Source organism: Zhongshania sp. R06B22, assembly GCF_040892595.1.
Lineage (GTDB): Bacteria > Pseudomonadota > Gammaproteobacteria > Pseudomonadales > Spongiibacteraceae > Spongiibacter > Spongiibacter arctica.
The window spans coordinates 1,020,782-1,038,971 of sequence record NZ_JBFRYB010000001.1 but is presented as its reverse complement, the minus strand read 5'-3'; the positions used below and the strand labels follow the sequence as shown (position 1 = coordinate 1,038,971).

The window sequence follows — 18,190 nt, the reverse complement described above, 5'->3', positions numbered from 1 at the left end:
TCACTTAGGGATTAAGTGGCGCGCTTAAGCCTACAGTCCAGCCATTCAACCAGTCATCACCAGCAGTCGCGCCGCCAAGATAAGTTGGCGCGTCAAAGTATGCATCAACAGCAGACACATCGGTAAGCTGAGTGGCTTGATCAAAGATCACAACGCCATTCGCATCGGTAATTGCCGCGGCAGTGCGGTAATCGCGAGTACCAACACCATCAACAATTAAGCTTTGAGCTGGGATATCTGCGCCGGTAATGATCACATTATTAGTGTTAGCATTTACTGGAGTATCAGCGTTTATGCCGCCACCCGCTAACCAGTTGACGAGGTCAAATGCACCTTTAGTTGCGCCACTAGCTTTAGTCGCTTCTTCACAAGCAATAACGTTGCTGCTCGCCTTACTGATACCTGCTTTGGCCGCGTTAATCGTTTCTGGACCTTCAGAGTTATCCAGCTCCATACATTCCTGGCTCGCCATCGCGACGGCATTAGATGTCACAATGGAGTTATACATCTGGAAGTAAGCACCTTCGCGGAACAAAGGACCTTCTGAATCGCCTTTGGACGTTGAGTTCACGCCGGCATCCTGTTTGATGTCAGAAGTAATACAGGTCAAGTTAGAAATAATAAGATTGGTCGTTGGCGTAAAGGCGTCACTGCGACCACCGCCGGTGTTATCGCCTTCGATACAGCGGTTTGCACCAGAAGTATGAACAACCACGGCGTATTGAATTTTGCCGTTGTAGCCTTCAGAGTAGTCGATTGAATCGTCACCGACGTTTACCGCAACAATGTGATCCAAGTTAACCGCACCACCAAACATCTCGAAACCATCATCTTGAGATGTGTATGTTTGTACGTGGCTAATTGTTGTGCCGCTACCTACCGCATTTAAGGTAACCGCATTCAATTCGTTGCCATCAACAACTTCAAAACCAGCGTGCTTAACAACCACGTATTTCAGCACACCTGAGTTTTCAGCGTTGTTATTACCACCGTAAGTGGCAGGCTGACCTTCCGCTACCTGGTTACAGTTGTGGACGTTGTTTGCCGTAGCAGCAAAATCGCTAACTGTACCGGTACCGGAACCTGTCGCGGTGCCGTCATGACATTTATTCGTTTGGCCGTTGCCGTTAATTTGCAGACCACCCCAAAGGCCGCGATCGTCTTCGGTCGCTGTGCCATTAATATCTTCATCAGCAGTGAAGATGATAGGGGCGCCGGCTGAACCTTCAGCAAAAATTTGCGAGCCACGAGTAATACGTACATAGCTTTCTGGACGTCTGAATACCATAGTTACACCAGCTTCTATAGTAAGCTTAGTGCCTTCGCCTTCCTGTGGAATGCGGGTTCCGTTTCCAGCCGCCGTTGCGTCAATATCTTCACCGATGAAAAGACTGTCAGCGAACTCATGTACGCCAGCGATAGCTGCAAAAGTAATTGTGTCAGCAGTAATAGCGTTGTTTGAGCTAACAAAACTAGCTGGGTAAAAACAATCACCGCCAACTACCTGACCCTGGAAGGTTTGACCAGCTTCTACATAAGAAGCGCAGGGATTAGTACTGCCACCGCCACTCGTGGTTTGGCTATTATCTTGGCTGTTATCGATTGTCGTCGGGCTCAAATTAATATCACCGCCGCCGCACGCTGCCAGTAACAAGGCAGATGACATTGCTGTTAGTGCAAAAATCTTTTTCATAATAACTATCTCCAAACCAACTCTAAGGATTTTCTAGGATTTAATTTATGTAGCGTATGGTAGGGCGAGTTGGTGACATATATATGAATAGTATGTTGCAGTTATGTGACAACTTTAAGGAGGGTAAGACGGGGATTTGTTCGAGCCGAGGGAGATATTTAGGAAACCGCCTGCAAAGCGCGGTGGTATCGCTTACAGACTAAAGGCATAGTTTGTATTGATTTAAGCAGACGTGTATTGGCTGCCCCCTTAATTAGCAGATATAAAAAAGCCGCTGGTATCAGCGGCTTTTTTGCTAACTAACTTCTCAAGCGAAAGGGTGGCGCAAGACAATAGTCTCCACTCGATCAGGCCCGGTAGACACAATATCGATAGGTACGCCGACGATTTCTTCGATACGACGGATATAGGCGCGGGCTCTTTCTGGCAGCTCTTCCAGAGACTTCGCGCCGACAGTCGACTCCGGCCAACCCGGCATATCTTCATAGATTGGGGTGATGGTGTCGTAGTCTTCACAGTCGAATGGTGCCGCAATAGATTCGCCAGCGGGATTTTTGTAATCCACACAAATACGAACTGTCTCTAAGCCATCCAGCACATCTAACTTGGTCAGGCACAAACCCGTTACACTGTTGATTCGCACCGCTTGGCGCAAGCCAACGCCATCAAACCAACCACAGCGCCGCGCACGACCCGTGGTAGCACCGAACTCATGACCTTTCTTGGCCAAATAGGCACCGGTGTCGTCGAACAATTCGGTGGGGAATGGACCACTGCCAACCCGAGTGGTATACGCCTTGGTGATACCCAATACGTAGTCTAGATACAGTGGACCAAAACCACTACCCGTGGCCGTTCCGCCCGCGGTGGTATTAGAAGACGTGACGAATGGATAGGTTCCATGGTCGATATCTAATAAGGAGCCTTGCGCACCCTCGAAGAGAATATTTGCGCCCTCTTCACGATACTTATGCAGTGCACCGGTGACATCTGTGACCATTGAGCGCATCTCTTCTGCCATACGCAGAGCGTCATCAAGGGTTTTTTGGTAGTCGACGGCTTCAACTTTATAGTAAGCCGTGAGCATAAAGTTGTGATATTCCATCACTTCTTTTAATTTCACCGCAAACCGTTCAGCGTTATAAAGATCGCCTAAACGTAATCCGCGGCGCGCCACCTTGTCTTCGTAGGCGGGGCCAATACCACGGCCTGTGGTACCAATTTTTGCTTCGCCACGCGCTAACTCTCGCGCTTGGTCCAAGGCAACATGGTAGGGAAGAATTAAGGGACAGGCTGGACTCAAGCGCAAGCGCTCACGCACAGGAACACCCTTGGCCTCAAGTTCAGCCATTTCCTTTAACAGGGCATCTGGCGCTAATACCACGCCATTGCCAATTAGGCAGGTTACGCCTTCGCGGAGAATACCCGACGGAATTAAATGTAATACTGTCTTTTCGCCGCCGATAACCAAGGTATGACCCGCATTGTGGCCCCCTTGAAAACGCGCAACAGCATTAGCCTGATCTGTAAGTAAATCGACGATCTTACCTTTGCCTTCGTCGCCCCACTGGGTGCCCAGCACCACTACATTCTTGCTCATATCCGCTTCTCTGGATAAAGGTGAATACACTGACTCGCAATCACGAGCCTAATTAATTCAGTGATACTACGCACCACTGTTCTTTCACTTTGCGAACTACCCGATCGCATGCCGCGTCGGCATCCTGCCCCGGTAAACCGCAAATCACTTTCTCACCAGACTCGCGCAAAGACTGCACAAACTGCCACTGCGCAGGACTGGAATCATATGGTGCAAATATCGCTGCCGACTCAGTAAGCGAGGGCAACAAACCCAGTAGGGCCTTTAAATCTATACTAAAGCCGGTGGCCGGGCGCGCACGCCCGAACACTTGACCAATATCATCGTATCGACCACCCGACGCCAGCGCCTGACCGTGTTCGCGGACCAAGGCCGAAAACACCACGCCAGTATGGTAGTGATAACCACGTAATTCAGCCAGATCAAAATAGAATTTCAAATCGGGAATGCGTTGCGCCAAGGTTTCGGTTAACTGCTCCAAACTCGCGATGGCGTCAATCGCCTCGGGAATATCAGCGAACACCTGCCGGCCTTTAACCAGAACATCGCTGCCGCCGTGCAATTCATTTAATACCAAAAGATGCCCGGCAACGCTGTCATCAACCGCTAGCGAGGCGACAAATTCCAGCAGTTCGGTCTTGGCTTTACGCTGCAAAATATCGAAGTATCGCGCTTCTTGCTCCCCATTTAGCTGGGCCGCCTTAATCACCGCACGGTATATAGCCACGTGACCAGTATCTAAGGTAATACCATCAAGGCCAGCAACCCGCAGGGTTTCCAGCATCAGGCAAATAATTTCTAAGTCACTGGCCGGACTATTGTCACCGTATAATTCAGCACCCAACTGGATAGGCGAGCGCGACGCTAATGGCTTTTTCGGTTTGCTATGCAGCACACTGCCTGCATAACACAATCTCACGGGACCATCGCGACCCAAGCTGTGTGCATCTATTCTTGCAGCCTGCGGCGTCATGTCTGCACGCAAACCCATCATCCTGCCGGTAAGTTGATCGGTCACCCGAAAGGTCAGCAAGTCAATATCACTGCCAAGGCCCACCAATAAGGACTCGGTGTATTCCAACATAGGCGGAATCACCAACTCGTAACCCCAGCGTTTATATAGGTCTAAAAGTTGCCGACGCAGTGCCTCTACCTGTGCCGCTTGCGCGGGCAACAGTTCTTCAACACCGTCCGGAAGTAGCCAACGATCTACCGAAGTCATATGCGATTTTTGCTCTCTTGATCGACTATCAGACTTTATCGCAGCGCACTCAATAATATGAGGCCCGCTAACATACTTATTATACCGGCAATACGAACGTTACGAGTGTCCATATCTGCCATTCGGTATGCCATTAATCGCCAGCGTTCTGGGCTTAAGAATGGCAATACACCTTCAATAATAAGTACCAGACTGAGAGCCACTGACAGTTCCTGCCACATGCGTTTCGCCTGCCACAAACATAAAAAATCCGAGCTACCCAAAGACGTTTCGGTCTCGGATCAGCCCGGATAGGAGAATGATATCACACTACCCCGCCGTAGCGAGGAGTGCGAAGACAACTTATTGCTTATCTGCACCTTGTTTCAGGTAGCGGAAAAACTCGCTTTTGCTATCGACAACCAGCAAGTCACCTTTATTACTAAAGGAGGCCCGATAGGCTTCCAAGCTGCGAACAAAGGCATAGAACTCTGGGTCAGCACTATAGGCGGCAGCATAAGTGTTCGCCGCAAGCGCGTCACCCTCACCACGCAGCACCTGCGCATCGCGGTAAGCATTTGCACTGATAACTGTGCGCTGACGATCGGCGGTAGCACGAATTTTCTCGGCTAGCTCGCGCCCCGTAGAACGCTGCTCGCGCGCTTCACGCTCGCGCTCAGACTTCATCCGGTCGAATACCGATTGACTAACCTGCGAGGGTAAATCAATACGTTTAACGCGGACATCCACTAACTGAATACCAAACTCATCGGTGGTGATCTGATTAAGATCGCGTGTCAAATCCGTCATTAACAGATCACGCTCACCTGACACCACTTCGTGGAAGGTGCGCTCACCAAATTTGTTCCGCAAGCCAGTATTAATACGCTGGGCCAACAAGCCCTCGGCGCGAATTTCTTCACCATTGGTCGCCGTGTAGAACTTCTTGGTGTCGATTACCCGCCATTTAGCGTAAAAATCGACATCCAGCGGCTTTTTCTCAATGGTTAAAAACCGCTGCGTTGGCGCATCTAGGGTAAGAATACGACGATCAAACTTACGTACCATATGCACGAACGGCGTTTTAATATGCAGACCCACATTAATATCAGGGTCAACCACTTCACCGAATTTAAGCAATACAGCTCTCTCGGTTTCACGCACGATGTATAGAGAATTAAATGCCAGTACGAGTGCGCCCAGCAACAAAATTACGATGGTAAAAGAACGATTACCCATTTTAACGGCCCTCCCTGCGGGTGGTCTGCGTGTCGCGGCGTAACTGCTCAACCACTTTATCCGTCAAGGCACGAATATCGAGGTCTTCTTGAGACCCACTGCGACTAGTGACAGACTTATCCATCAATTTATCGAGCGGCAGATACATCATATTATTGCCACCGTCGACATCGACCATGACTTTTGTTGCATCACTATATAAGGTTTCTAGAGCGTCTATATACAAACGCTCACGAGTTACCTGAGGTGACTTGCGATACTCTGAGAATAGTTTTGTAAAACGCTGCGCCTCACCATCAGATCTGGCAACAACCTGCTCTTTATAAGCCTGCGCTTCTTCTAACTGACGCTGAGCAGCACCGCGAGCTTCTGGAATAATGCCATTGGCGTACGCTTCAGCCTCATTCTTTAGGCGTTCACGGTCTTCTTTGGCGCGAGTTACGTCATCAAACGCATCCTGCACTTGCGATGGCGCTTGCGCGTCTTCAATATTGACCTTGGCAACCAAAATACCGCTTTGGTAGGTATACAAATATCGCTGCAAACGCTGCTGGGTATCAACCGCAATCTGCTCACGACCTTCGGTGATAACCTGATCCATTTTTGAGCTGCCAACCACATGGCGTAGGGCGCTCTCCAAGGCGTGCTCCAAGCTCAGCTCGGGGCTTTTCACTTTCAGCAAAAAGTTCGCAGGATCAACCACTGTGTACTGAACAGACAGCGAGACATCAACGATATTTTCGTCTTCGGTCAACATCTGACCGCGACTGGTAACACCACGCACTTTAGTGACGTTGATTTTATTCACTTCATCCACGAGCGGCGGATTCCAACGCAAACCTGGCATCACGGTTTCGTGATACACACCCAGTCGCAATACGACCGCGCGCTCTTGCTGATCAACCTGATAGAAGCCAAACAGACCCCACACAACACCCGCCAATACGGCAATTATCGCTAGCGTGCTTGCCCCTATTTTTATGTCACCACCATTACCTCCGTTAGATTTCTTACCTCCGCCGAAAATACTAGCAAGCTTTTCTTGAAGCTTTTTAAGCGCTTCATCCAAATCTGGCGGCCCCTGGTTTTTTCCACCCCAAGGATCGTTGTCTTTACCACCACCCGGCTCATTCCAAGCCATAACCCTCTCCTATGTTAACGTATTGTTCCGCTATTAAATTATCACGACCACACTGGCCACCGCATAGAATCAGCTATTCAACAACCTATTATCCGGCTGGCAGTCTAGCAGAATTCTTCCTGCGTGCTAACCGGACGAGTCGAACTCAAAGACGCTTCACTGACGGACTCGTTTGACAAAAATCGCTGCCAATCTGACTCTAGTAATCTCAACTGTAAATACTGCGAACCATCATCACTAAGCTGCTCATCCATTACCGCACCAAGATCATAAAGCAAGCCTCGCAAACGACCTTGACCGGCACTTAAGGTAATACAAGTTTCACAAATCTCATTGCCGAGGATTTCACTAAGTGCCTGATAGAAAAACGCCAAACCCCTAGAGTCGCGAGCAGATAGCCACACCCTTACCGGCCTGCCTTGATCATTACGATCTATACGCGGCTCGGTATCAATCAGGTCAGTTTTGTTATACACCTCAAGGAGCGGAATATCCCCAGCGCCGATTTCCGCTAACACCCCTAATACCTGCTTCACATTGTCTTGCCGCTCAGGATCAGCGCAGTCGATGACGTGAACCAGCAAATCCGCCATCACGGCTTCTTCCAAGGTTGCTCGAAATGCTTCTACCAGTTTATGGGGCAGATGCCGTATAAAACCAACCGTGTCAGCCAAAATAACTGGACCGACGTCGCCCACTTTAATGCGCCTCACTGTGGGATCTAGGGTTGCAAACAGCTGATCTGCGGCATAGACCTCAGAGGCCGTCAACACATTGAACAGTGTCGACTTGCCCGCATTGGTATAACCCACCAACGACAGGGCTGGGATCTCTGCACGGCGCCGCGCTCGCCGTGCCTGCTCGCGCTGTTTGCGCACTTTCTGTAAGCGCGCCTGAATAGTTGTAATACGCGCCCGCAACAATCGCCGGTCGGTTTCCAACTGACTTTCACCAGGGCCACGCAAGCCAATCCCACCTTTTTGGCGCTCGAGATGCGTCCACCCCCTCACTAAGCGAGTAGCCATATGCTGCAATTGAGCGAGCTCCACCTGCAACTTACCCTCGTGGGTATTCGCACGTTGAGCAAAAATATCGAGAATCAATCCGGTACGATCAAGCACGCGACACTGTAACTCGCGTTCAATATTGCGTTCCTGACTAGGGGAAAGAGCATGATTAAACAACACTAGCTCGCCGCCATTGACGGCAAGCGCTTCGCGAATTTCTTCAAGCTTGCCCGTACCAACGAATAAACGTGCATCTGGGCGCTTGCGCGAACCAGTAATGAAGGCGACCGGATCGCCCCCAGCAGATGTCACCAGCTGCACAAATTCGTTGGAATCTTCGCGCTCGTCTTCACTGTGAAAATCCAAGTGAACGAGTATTGCGCGCTCACCGGAATTAGGTCTTTCAAATAGCAAGGACGAACCTCAATTCAAGGAAACCGCTGTTAAACGTCTTCTTGATCTTCGTCGTCTTCTGGCGGATGCGCCATCGGTAAACGAACGACACGAGACGGTACAACAGTAGAAATAGCGTGTTTGTAGACCATCTGGCTAACTGTATTTTTCAGCAGCACCACGAACTGGTCGAATGATTCGATTTGGCCCTGCAATTTAATGCCGTTGACCAAATAAATAGATACCGGAATACGCTCCTTGCGAAGAATATTCAGATAAGGGTCTTGTAAGCTATGCCCTTTTGACATGGTGTAGCCTCCTGTATGCCCAAACCGGGCGTTGATAAAACGTATCAATAAAAGCAGCAATATGGATCGCAAACTTACAAATAAGTTCGCCATCAGACTGGGTAATTTGCAGTATACCGTAAGTTAATGTCCTACGGCAGCGCCAGATGCATCAACACCTTATTTAGCTGAGAATCTGTTGTTTCGCCAGAATCTAGCCACATTAAATCTGACCAACCCCGCAACCACGTTAACTGTCGCTTGGCTAATTGGCGAGTCGCGATTAAGGCCCGTTCAAACGCGACGCCCTCATCATAGTCACCCCGTAAATGCTCCCAAACCTGCCGGTAACCTACCGCTCGTATAGAGGGCAGATCAGGATGAAGATCGCCGCGAGCCATCAACCCCGCCACCTCCTCAATAAATCCACCGGCAAACATCTGCTGCAAACGAATATGTATACGAGCGTGAAGCTCAGCTCGATCTGGGGGAGCAATAGCAAATTGGTGCACTCGATAAGGCAGTACCTGCACGGCCTGTCTAGCCTGCCACTCACTCATAGTTATACCGCTAATTCGGTAAACTTCTAGCGCCCGCGACAAGCGCTGGGAGTGGTTGGGATGAATTCGTTCAGCAGAGGCAGGATCGACCGCCGCCAGCTCCTCATGCACTGCAGACCACCCTCGCCCCGCTGCCAAGGCGGCAATGTCCGCACGGACCTCTTGATTGGCACTGGGCATATCGGCCAGACCTTCAATTAGCGCTTTGAAGTACAACATTGTGCCGCCAACCAGCACCGGGATACGGCCCGCCGCCGCACTCTTGGCCATCGCCGCTAGCGCATCTTGGCGAAATTCGGCGGCCGAATAGGGTTCTGAAGGCTCACGAATATCAATTAACTGGTGGGGATAGCGCGCCAAAGTCGCACTGTCCGGTTTGGCACTTCCAATGTTCAAACCGCGGTATACCAAGGCCGAATCGACACTGATTAAATCGCAGGACAAGCGCTCACTCAATGCCAGTGCCAAAGCTGTTTTGCCCGCGGCAGTCGGACCCATCAAAAAAATAGCATGGGGTAAATCGGCATCCGTCTTAGCGGCCACGCAAAAACCATTTATCAAGTTCTGCCATACCGACCTGTACCCAGGTTGGACGACCGTGATTACACTGCCCGCTGCGCTCGGTGGCTTCCATATCGCGCAGCAAACTGTTCATCTCCGGCAAGGTTAAACGTCTGTTTGCCCTAACTGAGCCGTGGCAGGCCATAGTCGAAAGAATTTCATTAATATGGGCGCGAATACGATCACTGCTGCCAAATTCCAGCAAATCTGACAACACATCCCTCACCAGCTGCTCCACCGAGGTGTCAGCCAAAATTGCCGGCAATTCTCGAACAATGACCGACTCAGCTGCGGCTCGCTCAATTCGCATACCTAATTCAGCAAACACCTCGCCATGCTGCTCAGCGCAATCGGCCTCACGCTCACTGACTGCAAGATTGATTGGTACTAACAGGGGCTGACTGCGAATACCCTCGCCGTCGCGAGCATTTTTCATACGCTCGTAGGTAATTCGTTCATGCGCCGCATGCATGTCCACTAACACCAAGCCCTGCTGATTTTCCGCCAGAATATATACGCCCTTCAACTGCGCCAAGGCATAACCAAGTGGCGGTGCAAGATGGCTGCCTTCACCATCACCATCCGCTGCCGCATGCAGACGCTGATAAGCTGCCTGTTGGTCAGCAACACCTGAGGACTGCGAGGATGCAAACTGCGGTCGATACTGAGATTGATATCCACCCGCAAAGTCGGTCGGCGTTGAGGCCAAGCCGCTGGTACTGGACCCTGCGCCACTGGCTGCTAGCGACATCGCCGACTGCGTTTCAGGCATCGCCATCATCGGCTCGCTGGTCAGCGCAGGTAGCGATGCATTCTGTTCGACTGTCTCTGGGCGCACATCCGCCAATACTTTGTGCAAAGTGCGGAATATAAAATCGTGGACGGTGCGGCCATCGCGAAAACGCACCTCATGTTTAGTGGGATGCACATTCACATCCACTGAGGCGGGGGCCAATTCCAGATACAAAACAAAGGCCGGATGACGACCGTGAAACAATACGTCTCGGTAGGCCTGGCGCACGGCATGAACAACCAAGCGATCACGCACATAGCGGCCATTAACGTAAAAATGCTGTAAATCGGCCTGGCTGCGGGAAAAGCTTGGCAAAGCAACCCAGCCCCATAAACGCAGCCCCATTGCCTCGCGATCGATAAATAAAGCCTGCTCCATAAAAGCAGGCCCGCACACTGCGGCTAGACGACGCTCTTGTTCTAACTGGCTATCTGCAGGCTTAAGACTATGAATCGCTCGGCCATTGTGGCGCAGGGAAAAACCAACATCGTAGCGGCTTAAAGCTTGGCGTTTAACCACTTCATCCAAATGATTAAACTCGGTTTTCTCGGTGCGCAGAAATTTACGTCGCGCCGGTGTATTAAAAAACAGATCACGCACTTCGACCGTCGTGCCCCGTGGATGTGCCACTGGCGATAGCACCGCCTCCATATCTCGGCCTTCACTGCGAGCCGACCAGCCAGAATCACTGCCTTCACGCGCGGTACTTAAACTCAAACGCGACACCGAACTTATACTTGCCAAGGCCTCACCGCGAAACCCTAAGCTCGCAACTGACTCCAAATCTTCAAGTACAGTAATTTTACTCGTGGCATGTCGACTTAGTGCTAAGGGTAAGTCCTCATGGGCAATACCTTCGCCATCATCGCGCACGCGAATCAACTTCACCCCGCCCTCTTCAACTTCTAATTCTATGCGGCGAGCACCAGCGTCAAGACTATTTTCAAGCAGCTCTTTTACCACTGAGGCGGGTCGTTCAACAACTTCACCCGCAGCAATTTGGTTAGCCAAGCGCGGGTCTAGCAAATGGATTTTTGTCATTAGGATGCGGGAATCTGTATTTTCTGACCGACACGGATATCACTACCCGACAATTTATTTTTACGCTGCAAATCGCGAAGCGGCACATTGTAGCGATGTGCAATACCAGACAGCGTATCGCCGCTGGCAATCACGTATTCTCGAACACCTGAGGCGAGCGCCGGACCGCTAGCTGGCGAAATATCACCGCGTTTAACCGCCGCAAAATACGTATCTGGCGGCGGACTTTCGCGAAAATAACGATCGATACCTTCGTATATAGCCTGCGACATTTGACTCTGGTAATGCGAGGTTTTGAGTTTTCCGGCCTCATGCGGATTAGAGATAAAACCGGTTTCGACCAAGAGGGATGGAATATCTGGTGACTTCAATACCGCGAAACCCGCCTGCTCAACCCGCTTGCTATGCAAACGAGAAATTTTACCCATCTCACCCAATAACTGGCTGCCCACACTTAAGCTCGCATCCAAAGTCGCGGTCATCGATAAATCTGTGAGCACCCCGGCAAGCACCTGATCTTTGTCTGACAAACTAACACCGCCGACTAAGTCAGCGTCATTTTCCCTTTGCGCCAATATCCGCGCAGCCGCGCTGGTCGCACCGCGCTTAGAAAGAGCGTATACCGAACTACCATTCGCGCGGGGATTGGTAAATGCATCTGCGTGAATGGACACGAAGAAATCTGCCTGCGCCTTTCTCGCTAGATCGCGACGCTTAGCAAGGCCCACATAGTAATCACCGTCGCGAATCATCACCACGCGATAGCCTTTCTTGCCCTCAAAACGTTCCTTTAGGCGCTGAGCAATCTTGTAGACCACATCTTTTTCTTTAACCCCGCCAGGACCGATAGCGCCAGGATCTTCCCCGCCGTGACCCGCATCAATAGCAATCACAACATCGCGATGCGAGCTGTTTTCCATACTTTTAAGAACCCTAGGCGCGCTTGGGTTCGCAGCGCTGGCGCTACTTTCACCTTTATCTAAAAAGTCCACCACCAAGCGATCATGTAAATCACCGCTGGCGGAGAGCAAAAAACTTCTGACTTGGACATCGTTACTCAGATCAAACACGATGCGTAATGCGCCACCCGGCTTCTCAGCATGGCGCAGGCGAGTGATAGGGCTATTGGTAAATTCAAGTTTGCTGGTATCAGAGGTGAGTGTGGCGCCCTGTATATCAATCACGAGTCGCTTGGGACTATCTAGAGTAATCAGCTCATGCTCTACCGGCCCACTTAGATCAAATACCACCCGGCTGTGGTCCGGTGCTCGCCAAAATCGGACGTCGCGCACCTCTGTGGCCTGCACGGTCACAGCCAACAAAAGTAAACCGCATAATACTGCACTGCTAATCCGTTTCATATTCGCTCAACTGCGCCAGAATTTTCTGCCCACGTAAAGTCTCGCCCCGCGCGGCAATAATGCGACCTGCTCCCTGCGCTTCAATGCTAACCATTATGTCAGCAGATGGCAAAAAGCCACGGCCGCGCTGAGGCCATTCGATTAAACACACCGCATCATCATTAAAATAATCGCGAATACCCATATACTCCAGCTCTTCAGGATCGCCGAGGCGATATAAATCGAAGTGATAAACACTGACCGTCTTAAGCTCCGGCGGTTCCGTTGCCCAAACTAAGTCTTCATACGCCTCTACTAAGGTATAGGTTGGACTTTTTACCGGGCCAGCATAGCCAAACGCCCGCAGTACCCCGCGACAAAAAGTGGTTTTACCCGCGCCTAATTGGCCATCCAAATACACCACAACACCGCCGCGCATCGCCTTACCCAAAGACTCTCCCGCCGCCACCGTATCGGCCTCACCGTCAAGATACCGCTGCATACCCGTTGATCACACCTCGTAAATTATCAATAACATCGCCAGCCAGCATACCTCTCTCGCCCTGTCTAGCCGCGCAATCTGCAGCGGCAGCGTGAACCGCAGCCGCCAAACACGTTGCCGCAGTGGGTGGATGCCCCTGCGCAATGAACGCGGCGATGACGCCAGAAAGTACGTCGCCCATACCGCCGGTCGCCATTCCGGGATTACCACCGCTATTTAAGTACAGCGGCGATGCGCTGTCTGCATCGGCGATAAGCGTCCCCGCGCCTTTGAGCAGCACTGTCGCCTGATATTTATCCCGCAAGGCCATCACGCTCGCAAAGCGATCGCTCTGCACTGCGACGGTACTACACGCCAACAGTCTCGCCGCTTCACCTGGATGTGGCGTGAGTATACGTGGCCCGCTGTGAGAATGCAGGAGCTCAGGGCTCAGGGCCAACAAATTAAGTGCGTCCGCGTCTACCACCAGAGGTTTATCAGAGTGCAAAACCGCCTTTAACAGCGATTGCCCCCAAGACCCTTGACCAAGCCCAGGGCCAATCACAATGACACTGGCCTTTTCAATCAATGAGTCCAAGGTATCGCCGCTAGCCAACTGCTCGCGACTTATTCCATGCACCATCAACTCGGGCCTAGCAGCAATAAAAATGCCGCTGTGTTGCGGTTGCGTAACGCACGACACCAAACCCGCGCCACTGCGAGCCGCCGCGCTTGACGCCAGTAAATTTGCACCCGCCATTCCTAAATCACCACCGACCACCAAGACATGACCAAACATGCCCTTGTGGGCGTTACGAGGCCGCGCGCCCCACTGCGCTAACATTGAAGCGCCATTCAAATGCAGTGTTGTTTCGGCTCTACTGACATTAAGTTGCCGATAGACTCCTCTCGGCACCGCCAAGCCATCAAACACTTTGCAACCAGCGCAATCACTTCCCGCTAAAGTATATAAACCGCGCTTTCGACCAATAAAGCTAATGGTCGCTGAAGCCCGAACGGCGACACCAAGCTGGCTACCAGTATCGCTACACAGGCCGGAGGGCACGTCTATTGCCAACACCGGCGCGCCACAGGCATTAATGGTCGAAATCGCCTGCATGTATTTTTCGCGAACCACGCCGCTCAAACCTGTACCTAGCATCGCATCGACAATGACGCTGTTTAAATCCGGCTCTTCACCTTGCCAAGACTGGATCTCCACCCCCGCGTCCAAAGCCTGCTGCATTGCCAGTGCGGCGTCTCCTTGCAATAAGGCGGGATCCGCTAAGGCCCATACCCGCACCGGCAAACCATCCACTTTGGCCAGTGCCGCAATAATGTAACCGTCGCCGCCATTATTGCCGCCACCGCAAAACACCTCGACGGGGGAGTGATCGGGCCAGCGCTGCTGCACTTGTCTATATGCAGCCAAGCCAGCTCTACTCATCAGCTCTATCCCAGGTATACCGCTAGCAATGGCGAGTCTATCCAGCTCACGCACCTGCGCGGCGGTATAGAGTATTTCCGGTTCGATAGTTTCTGGCTGTGACATACAGACGTTTCCCTAATGTGTAAAATGCGAAAGCACTTAATAAAGATACAGTCATTCCACCATCATAGCGCGCGGGCAGAAACAGGCAATCCGATGACAGCGAATACCGATTACGCAACGCTTGCCGAACAAGTAAAAGCGTGGGGCCAGGAACTAGGCTTCGCCCATATTGGTATTAGTCCCGCCAGTAATGCCGCCCACGCCGAACATCTCCACAACTGGCTGGCAAAAGAATACCACGGCGAAATGAGTTATATGGCGGAACGCGAAGGACTGCGCGCCGCAGCCGATGAATTACTGCCGGGCACCATTCGTGTCATCAGCGCTCGTCTAGATTATTTACCGGACGGCGAAAGCTGTGACACTATTCTTAGCGACCCTAATAAAGCCTATATTTCCAGATACGCCTTGGGTCGGGATTACCACAAATTAATTCGCAAACGCCTAGGCCAATTGGCCGCAAAAATCAGCGCCGTCGCCGGCGGCAGCCATCGCGCCTTTGTAGACAGCGCACCGGTGTTAGAGCGCGGCTTTGCCGAGCAGGCCGGACTGGGCTGGATAGGCAAAAACAGTATGCTCATCAATAGCAAAGCCGGCTCGTGGTTTTTCTTGGGCGAAATTTACACCGACATACCCCTACCGACAGATCCCCCACAGGAAGTCGGTCATTGCGGCAGCTGTCGCGCCTGCCTTGATGATTGCCCTACCGGCGCTATTGTCGCACCCTATCAAGTTGACGCCCGGCGCTGTATTTCTTATCTAACGATCGAATTAAAAGACAGCATCCCCGAAGACTTGCGCCCCCTGATGGGGAACCGCGTATTTGGCTGCGACGACTGCCAATTAGTCTGCCCCTGGAATAAATTTGCGCAGCCTTCAAAAGAAACCGATTTTTCACCGCGCCATCAGCTCGATGATAGTGAATTGCTCACCTTATTTTTATGGACCGAACAAGAGTTTTTAGACAACACCGCAGGCTCCGCTATTCGCCGCATTGGCTATCAGCGCTGGCTGCGGAACCTCGCAGTAGGCATAGGCAATGCCCCTGCAAGCAATGCCGCTGTGCTAGCACTGGAATCCCAATACCCCGCAGCGGACGAAATGGCCCGGGAACACATTGATTGGGCGCTGACAAAGCAACAAGGCCACGTCGTGTAGCTCATGCTGTAGACGAAAAAAAGCCCCATATAATTCACTTATACAGGGCTCTTGTTACTACGAGTTCAGTTCCTAAAAAGGCAATGAATAATTCAGCATCACGCTTTCACGCCCTTCCCCTTCATCGCTGTAATTAACATTTAAGGCTAAGCGAGACTTGTCCAAGGCCACAGACGCGCCGATAGTCGCATCCACAAAGGTGTCGTCATCTGCGCTGTAAGTAGGCATCCGATAACTGCTAAAGGCCAAGTTAGTATTAGTCACTTCAACAGTTTCGTCACCGTCTTCAAGTTCAGATACAGAGAACACTTCCGCGAAGAAACTAACGCCCTCACTCACTGCCATATTAGCTAACAGGCCAGCTCGAACCTGACGGCTTTGGCGGCTCTGCTCACCCCATTGGTAATTAGATACTGCTCCGCCGGACTCAGTGTAGCCATCAACTTTGCCGCTCAATAAGCGGGCACCCAGTGCTGGCGCCACGCTCAGCGTTTTCGATGACGTCAGCTGATAAGCCACCTGACCATCAAAATGCCAGCCGTAGCCATCGGTGCCACCACTAGCTGTCAGCGCACGATCACCCAAGTTAAAGCGGCGATCCAAATCACCGTAGTCAATGACGCTCAAACCCACGCTACCTTCGGCCAACCACTGACCCTCGCGGTAGTTAGCCAAACCGCTCAAACCAACACTGGTCGCTGAAAAGTCAGCACCGTCGGTATCGGTCTCATGTTTTGCCATATTAAGCGCAGCCCCGACACTCATGGCTGGCGACACAGCATTACTTATACCAAGGGTGAGATGGGAGGTTTGATGATCACCACCGCTGGGAGTATCTTCATTGGCGCCGCTGGCATTAATGAAGATCCGGCTGGTATTTTCATACCAGCGATTCTCGCGCATCGTTTGCGTCAAGCTGTCGTGCTGAGTACGCGCAATGCCTAAGGCAATACCAGAAAGCTGGCCAACGAGCTGCGGTGCAACCACAATATCAATCAGGTAGTCGCCGGTAATTTCGCCGACTTTAGCGGTAGGATGAACACCGTCATTAAATAATAACTTATCTGGGTCTGGAGTAGCGGCGCTAATACCGAAGACCGGATGCTCCGCACAACCCCCGCCGCTAGCATCGAAACACATATACCGTTGATCTAACGTCGCCAGCGGCCCAAAAGCCGCGTTCGTGCCATTAGCAAAGCCATAGGCTTCGGCATTATCAGAGATGTAATTAATAACCCCCGCCAAATCCACTGGAATGATATTGGCTTGACTAAAATTCGCAAAGGTCGTTAAAGCCTGATTATAGCCGGCAGCACCCGCAGAGGAGGCGGCGGCAGAACCGGGAGCGCCCAAATTTTGAGCTTGGACAGCAGCGGTATTGCCTAGATCAGGTAAATTGCTGAGCATAATATATCGACCACCGGCCGCACTGATGGCAGAAACACCCGCGATCAATGTTTGTGCCGAGTTAACGATAGTCGCCTGATCGAAGGCAGTGCCATTGAGAAAATCATTGCCGCCGCCATCAATCAAAATCAGGGCCTTGGAGTTAAAGCTATTATTTTCAGTCAGATAAGCAGGCCTTGCCACTGCCCCGCCTGCCGGCAGAGCCAAGCCGGTACCATTGATCGAATTTAAAATATCTGCGGTTTCATAGCCGCCCACAGCGTAGTTTGTACCACCACCTGCTGCCGGATCGGTAGGTAAACCCAGGGCCATACCCAAATATTGGGGCGCGATATTGGCGAAGGGACCCGCGCTAAAATCACCATTACCGTCACCAAGCCGGTTAGTAAATCGTAGTCCAAGATTTCCGCTGTCTAACAAACTGTCACCAAAGATGACCAGCTCATCAAAATAACTTTGCGCGGACAAAGGAGAACATAATAATGAAGCCACACATAGTGCGGTTAGTTTTCTCATAGCATCTCACCTGCTTATTATTGCCTTAGTTCGTCGTCAATCCGGCTTTGATTACGCTATTCTGGGTAAATAGCTCAACCAAGCTCTGCCAAGTTTTCGTCGACAACATAGTGTGCTACAAGACCCGTTTTAAAGCCGAACAACAATACGGGTAAATACTGATAGCTGCTTAAACATAGAAGACAAATTACACTTACGCAAAAGCGGGCAATAATTTAGA

General features: G+C 51.3%; 15 protein-coding genes. 1 reads left to right on the top strand and 14 read right to left on the bottom strand.

What is annotated here, in order from left to right:
* Nucleotides 1-4: 4 nt before the first annotated feature.
* The 13 genes from AB4875_RS04705 to AB4875_RS04645 form a co-directional block, all read right to left on the bottom strand.
* On the bottom strand, nt 5-1,693 hold the full coding sequence (locus tag AB4875_RS04705; RefSeq protein WP_368374894.1) for a beta-helix domain-containing protein: 1,689 nt from the start codon (nt 1,691-1,693) through the stop codon (nt 5-7).
* Nucleotides 1,694-2,000: 307 nt separating this feature from the next.
* Entirely contained in the window at nt 2,001-3,293 is a 1,293-nt protein-coding gene (locus tag AB4875_RS04700) for an adenylosuccinate synthase (RefSeq protein ID WP_368374893.1), read from the bottom strand.
* Between the two features lie 52 nt (nt 3,294-3,345).
* Complete coding sequence (locus AB4875_RS04695) at nt 3,346-4,515, bottom strand: ATP phosphoribosyltransferase regulatory subunit (RefSeq protein WP_368374892.1); 1,170 nt, start codon at nt 4,513-4,515, stop codon at nt 3,346-3,348.
* Between the two features lie 35 nt (nt 4,516-4,550).
* Nucleotides 4,551-4,736, bottom strand: a complete 186-nt coding sequence (locus AB4875_RS04690) for a DUF2065 domain-containing protein (RefSeq protein WP_368374891.1) — start codon at nt 4,734-4,736, stop codon at nt 4,551-4,553.
* Between the two features lie 121 nt (nt 4,737-4,857).
* Complete coding sequence (gene hflC / locus AB4875_RS04685; RefSeq protein WP_368374890.1) at nt 4,858-5,733, bottom strand: protease modulator HflC; 876 nt, start codon at nt 5,731-5,733, stop codon at nt 4,858-4,860.
* Nucleotide 5,734: 1 nt separating this feature from the next.
* Nucleotides 5,735-6,874, bottom strand: coding sequence for an FtsH protease activity modulator HflK (hflK, locus tag AB4875_RS04680; RefSeq protein ID WP_368374889.1), 1,140 nt, complete (start codon nt 6,872-6,874; stop codon nt 5,735-5,737).
* 104 nt (nt 6,875-6,978) lie between these two features.
* Nucleotides 6,979-8,295 carry a ribosome rescue GTPase HflX gene (gene hflX, locus AB4875_RS04675; protein ID WP_368374888.1) on the bottom strand — a complete coding sequence of 439 codons (1,317 nt, stop codon included), beginning with the start codon at nt 8,293-8,295 and terminating at the stop codon, nt 6,979-6,981.
* Between the two features lie 29 nt (nt 8,296-8,324).
* Nucleotides 8,325-8,582 carry an RNA chaperone Hfq gene (gene hfq, locus AB4875_RS04670; protein ID WP_368374887.1) on the bottom strand — a complete coding sequence of 86 codons (258 nt, stop codon included), beginning with the start codon at nt 8,580-8,582 and terminating at the stop codon, nt 8,325-8,327.
* 131 nt (nt 8,583-8,713) lie between these two features.
* Nucleotides 8,714-9,619, bottom strand: a complete 906-nt coding sequence (miaA, locus tag AB4875_RS04665) for a tRNA (adenosine(37)-N6)-dimethylallyltransferase MiaA (RefSeq protein ID WP_368377045.1) — start codon at nt 9,617-9,619, stop codon at nt 8,714-8,716.
* A 34-nt stretch (nt 9,620-9,653) separates the two neighbouring features.
* Entirely contained in the window at nt 9,654-11,516 is a 1,863-nt protein-coding gene (gene mutL / locus AB4875_RS04660; RefSeq protein WP_368374886.1) for a DNA mismatch repair endonuclease MutL, read from the bottom strand.
* Nucleotides 11,516-12,877 carry an N-acetylmuramoyl-L-alanine amidase gene (locus tag AB4875_RS04655; protein ID WP_368374885.1) on the bottom strand — a complete coding sequence of 454 codons (1,362 nt, stop codon included), beginning with the start codon at nt 12,875-12,877 and terminating at the stop codon, nt 11,516-11,518. The genes mutL and AB4875_RS04655 overlap by 1 nt, the downstream gene beginning before the upstream one ends.
* A complete protein-coding gene (gene tsaE, locus AB4875_RS04650; RefSeq protein WP_368374884.1) occupies nt 12,864-13,358 on the bottom strand; it encodes a tRNA (adenosine(37)-N6)-threonylcarbamoyltransferase complex ATPase subunit type 1 TsaE in 495 nt (164 codons plus the stop codon). The genes AB4875_RS04655 and tsaE overlap by 14 nt, the downstream gene beginning before the upstream one ends.
* Nucleotides 13,342-14,889: an NAD(P)H-hydrate dehydratase gene (locus AB4875_RS04645; RefSeq protein ID WP_368374883.1), complete on the bottom strand. Its 1,548-nt coding sequence runs from the start codon at nt 14,887-14,889 to the stop codon at nt 13,342-13,344. Before AB4875_RS04645 ends, tsaE begins: the two co-directional genes overlap by 17 nt.
* 93 nt (nt 14,890-14,982) lie before the next feature.
* On the opposite strand from AB4875_RS04645, the gene queG reads away from it, so the two are divergent.
* On the top strand, nt 14,983-16,047 hold the full coding sequence (gene queG / locus AB4875_RS04640) for a tRNA epoxyqueuosine(34) reductase QueG (RefSeq protein ID WP_368374882.1): 1,065 nt from the start codon (nt 14,983-14,985) through the stop codon (nt 16,045-16,047).
* Between the two features lie 72 nt (nt 16,048-16,119).
* On the opposite strand, the gene AB4875_RS04635 is transcribed toward queG, so the two are convergent.
* Complete coding sequence (locus AB4875_RS04635; RefSeq protein ID WP_368374881.1) at nt 16,120-17,970, bottom strand: autotransporter domain-containing protein; 1,851 nt, start codon at nt 17,968-17,970, stop codon at nt 16,120-16,122.
* Nucleotides 17,971-18,190 lie beyond the last annotated feature (220 nt).

Excerpts from the sequence above, each read along its gene's own strand:
- AB4875_RS04705 (WP_368374894.1), bottom strand. The coding sequence starts at position 1,693 with ATGAAAAAGATTTTTGCACTAACAGCAATGTCATCTGCCTTGTTACTG.
- AB4875_RS04700 (WP_368374893.1), bottom strand. The coding sequence starts at position 3,293 with ATGAGCAAGAATGTAGTGGTGCTGGGCACCCAGTGGGGCGACGAAGGC.
- AB4875_RS04695 (WP_368374892.1), bottom strand. The coding sequence starts at position 4,515 with ATGACTTCGGTAGATCGTTGGCTACTTCCGGACGGTGTTGAAGAACTG.
- AB4875_RS04690 (WP_368374891.1), bottom strand. The coding sequence starts at position 4,736 with ATGTGGCAGGAACTGTCAGTGGCTCTCAGTCTGGTACTTATTATTGAA.
- hflC (WP_368374890.1), bottom strand. The coding sequence starts at position 5,733 with ATGGGTAATCGTTCTTTTACCATCGTAATTTTGTTGCTGGGCGCACTC.
- hflK (WP_368374889.1), bottom strand. The coding sequence starts at position 6,874 with ATGGCTTGGAATGAGCCGGGTGGTGGTAAAGACAACGATCCTTGGGGT.
- hfq (WP_368374887.1), bottom strand. The coding sequence starts at position 8,582 with ATGTCAAAAGGGCATAGCTTACAAGACCCTTATCTGAATATTCTTCGC.
- miaA (WP_368377045.1), bottom strand. The coding sequence starts at position 9,619 with ATGGGTCCGACTGCCGCGGGCAAAACAGCTTTGGCACTGGCATTGAGT.
- mutL (WP_368374886.1), bottom strand. The coding sequence starts at position 11,516 with ATGACAAAAATCCATTTGCTAGACCCGCGCTTGGCTAACCAAATTGCT.
- AB4875_RS04655 (WP_368374885.1), bottom strand. The coding sequence starts at position 12,877 with ATGAAACGGATTAGCAGTGCAGTATTATGCGGTTTACTTTTGTTGGCT.
- tsaE (WP_368374884.1), bottom strand. The coding sequence starts at position 13,358 with ATGCAGCGGTATCTTGACGGTGAGGCCGATACGGTGGCGGCGGGAGAG.
- AB4875_RS04645 (WP_368374883.1), bottom strand. The coding sequence starts at position 14,889 with ATGTCACAGCCAGAAACTATCGAACCGGAAATACTCTATACCGCCGCG.
- queG (WP_368374882.1), top strand. The coding sequence starts at position 14,983 with ATGACAGCGAATACCGATTACGCAACGCTTGCCGAACAAGTAAAAGCG.
- AB4875_RS04635 (WP_368374881.1), bottom strand. The coding sequence starts at position 17,970 with ATGAGAAAACTAACCGCACTATGTGTGGCTTCATTATTATGTTCTCCT.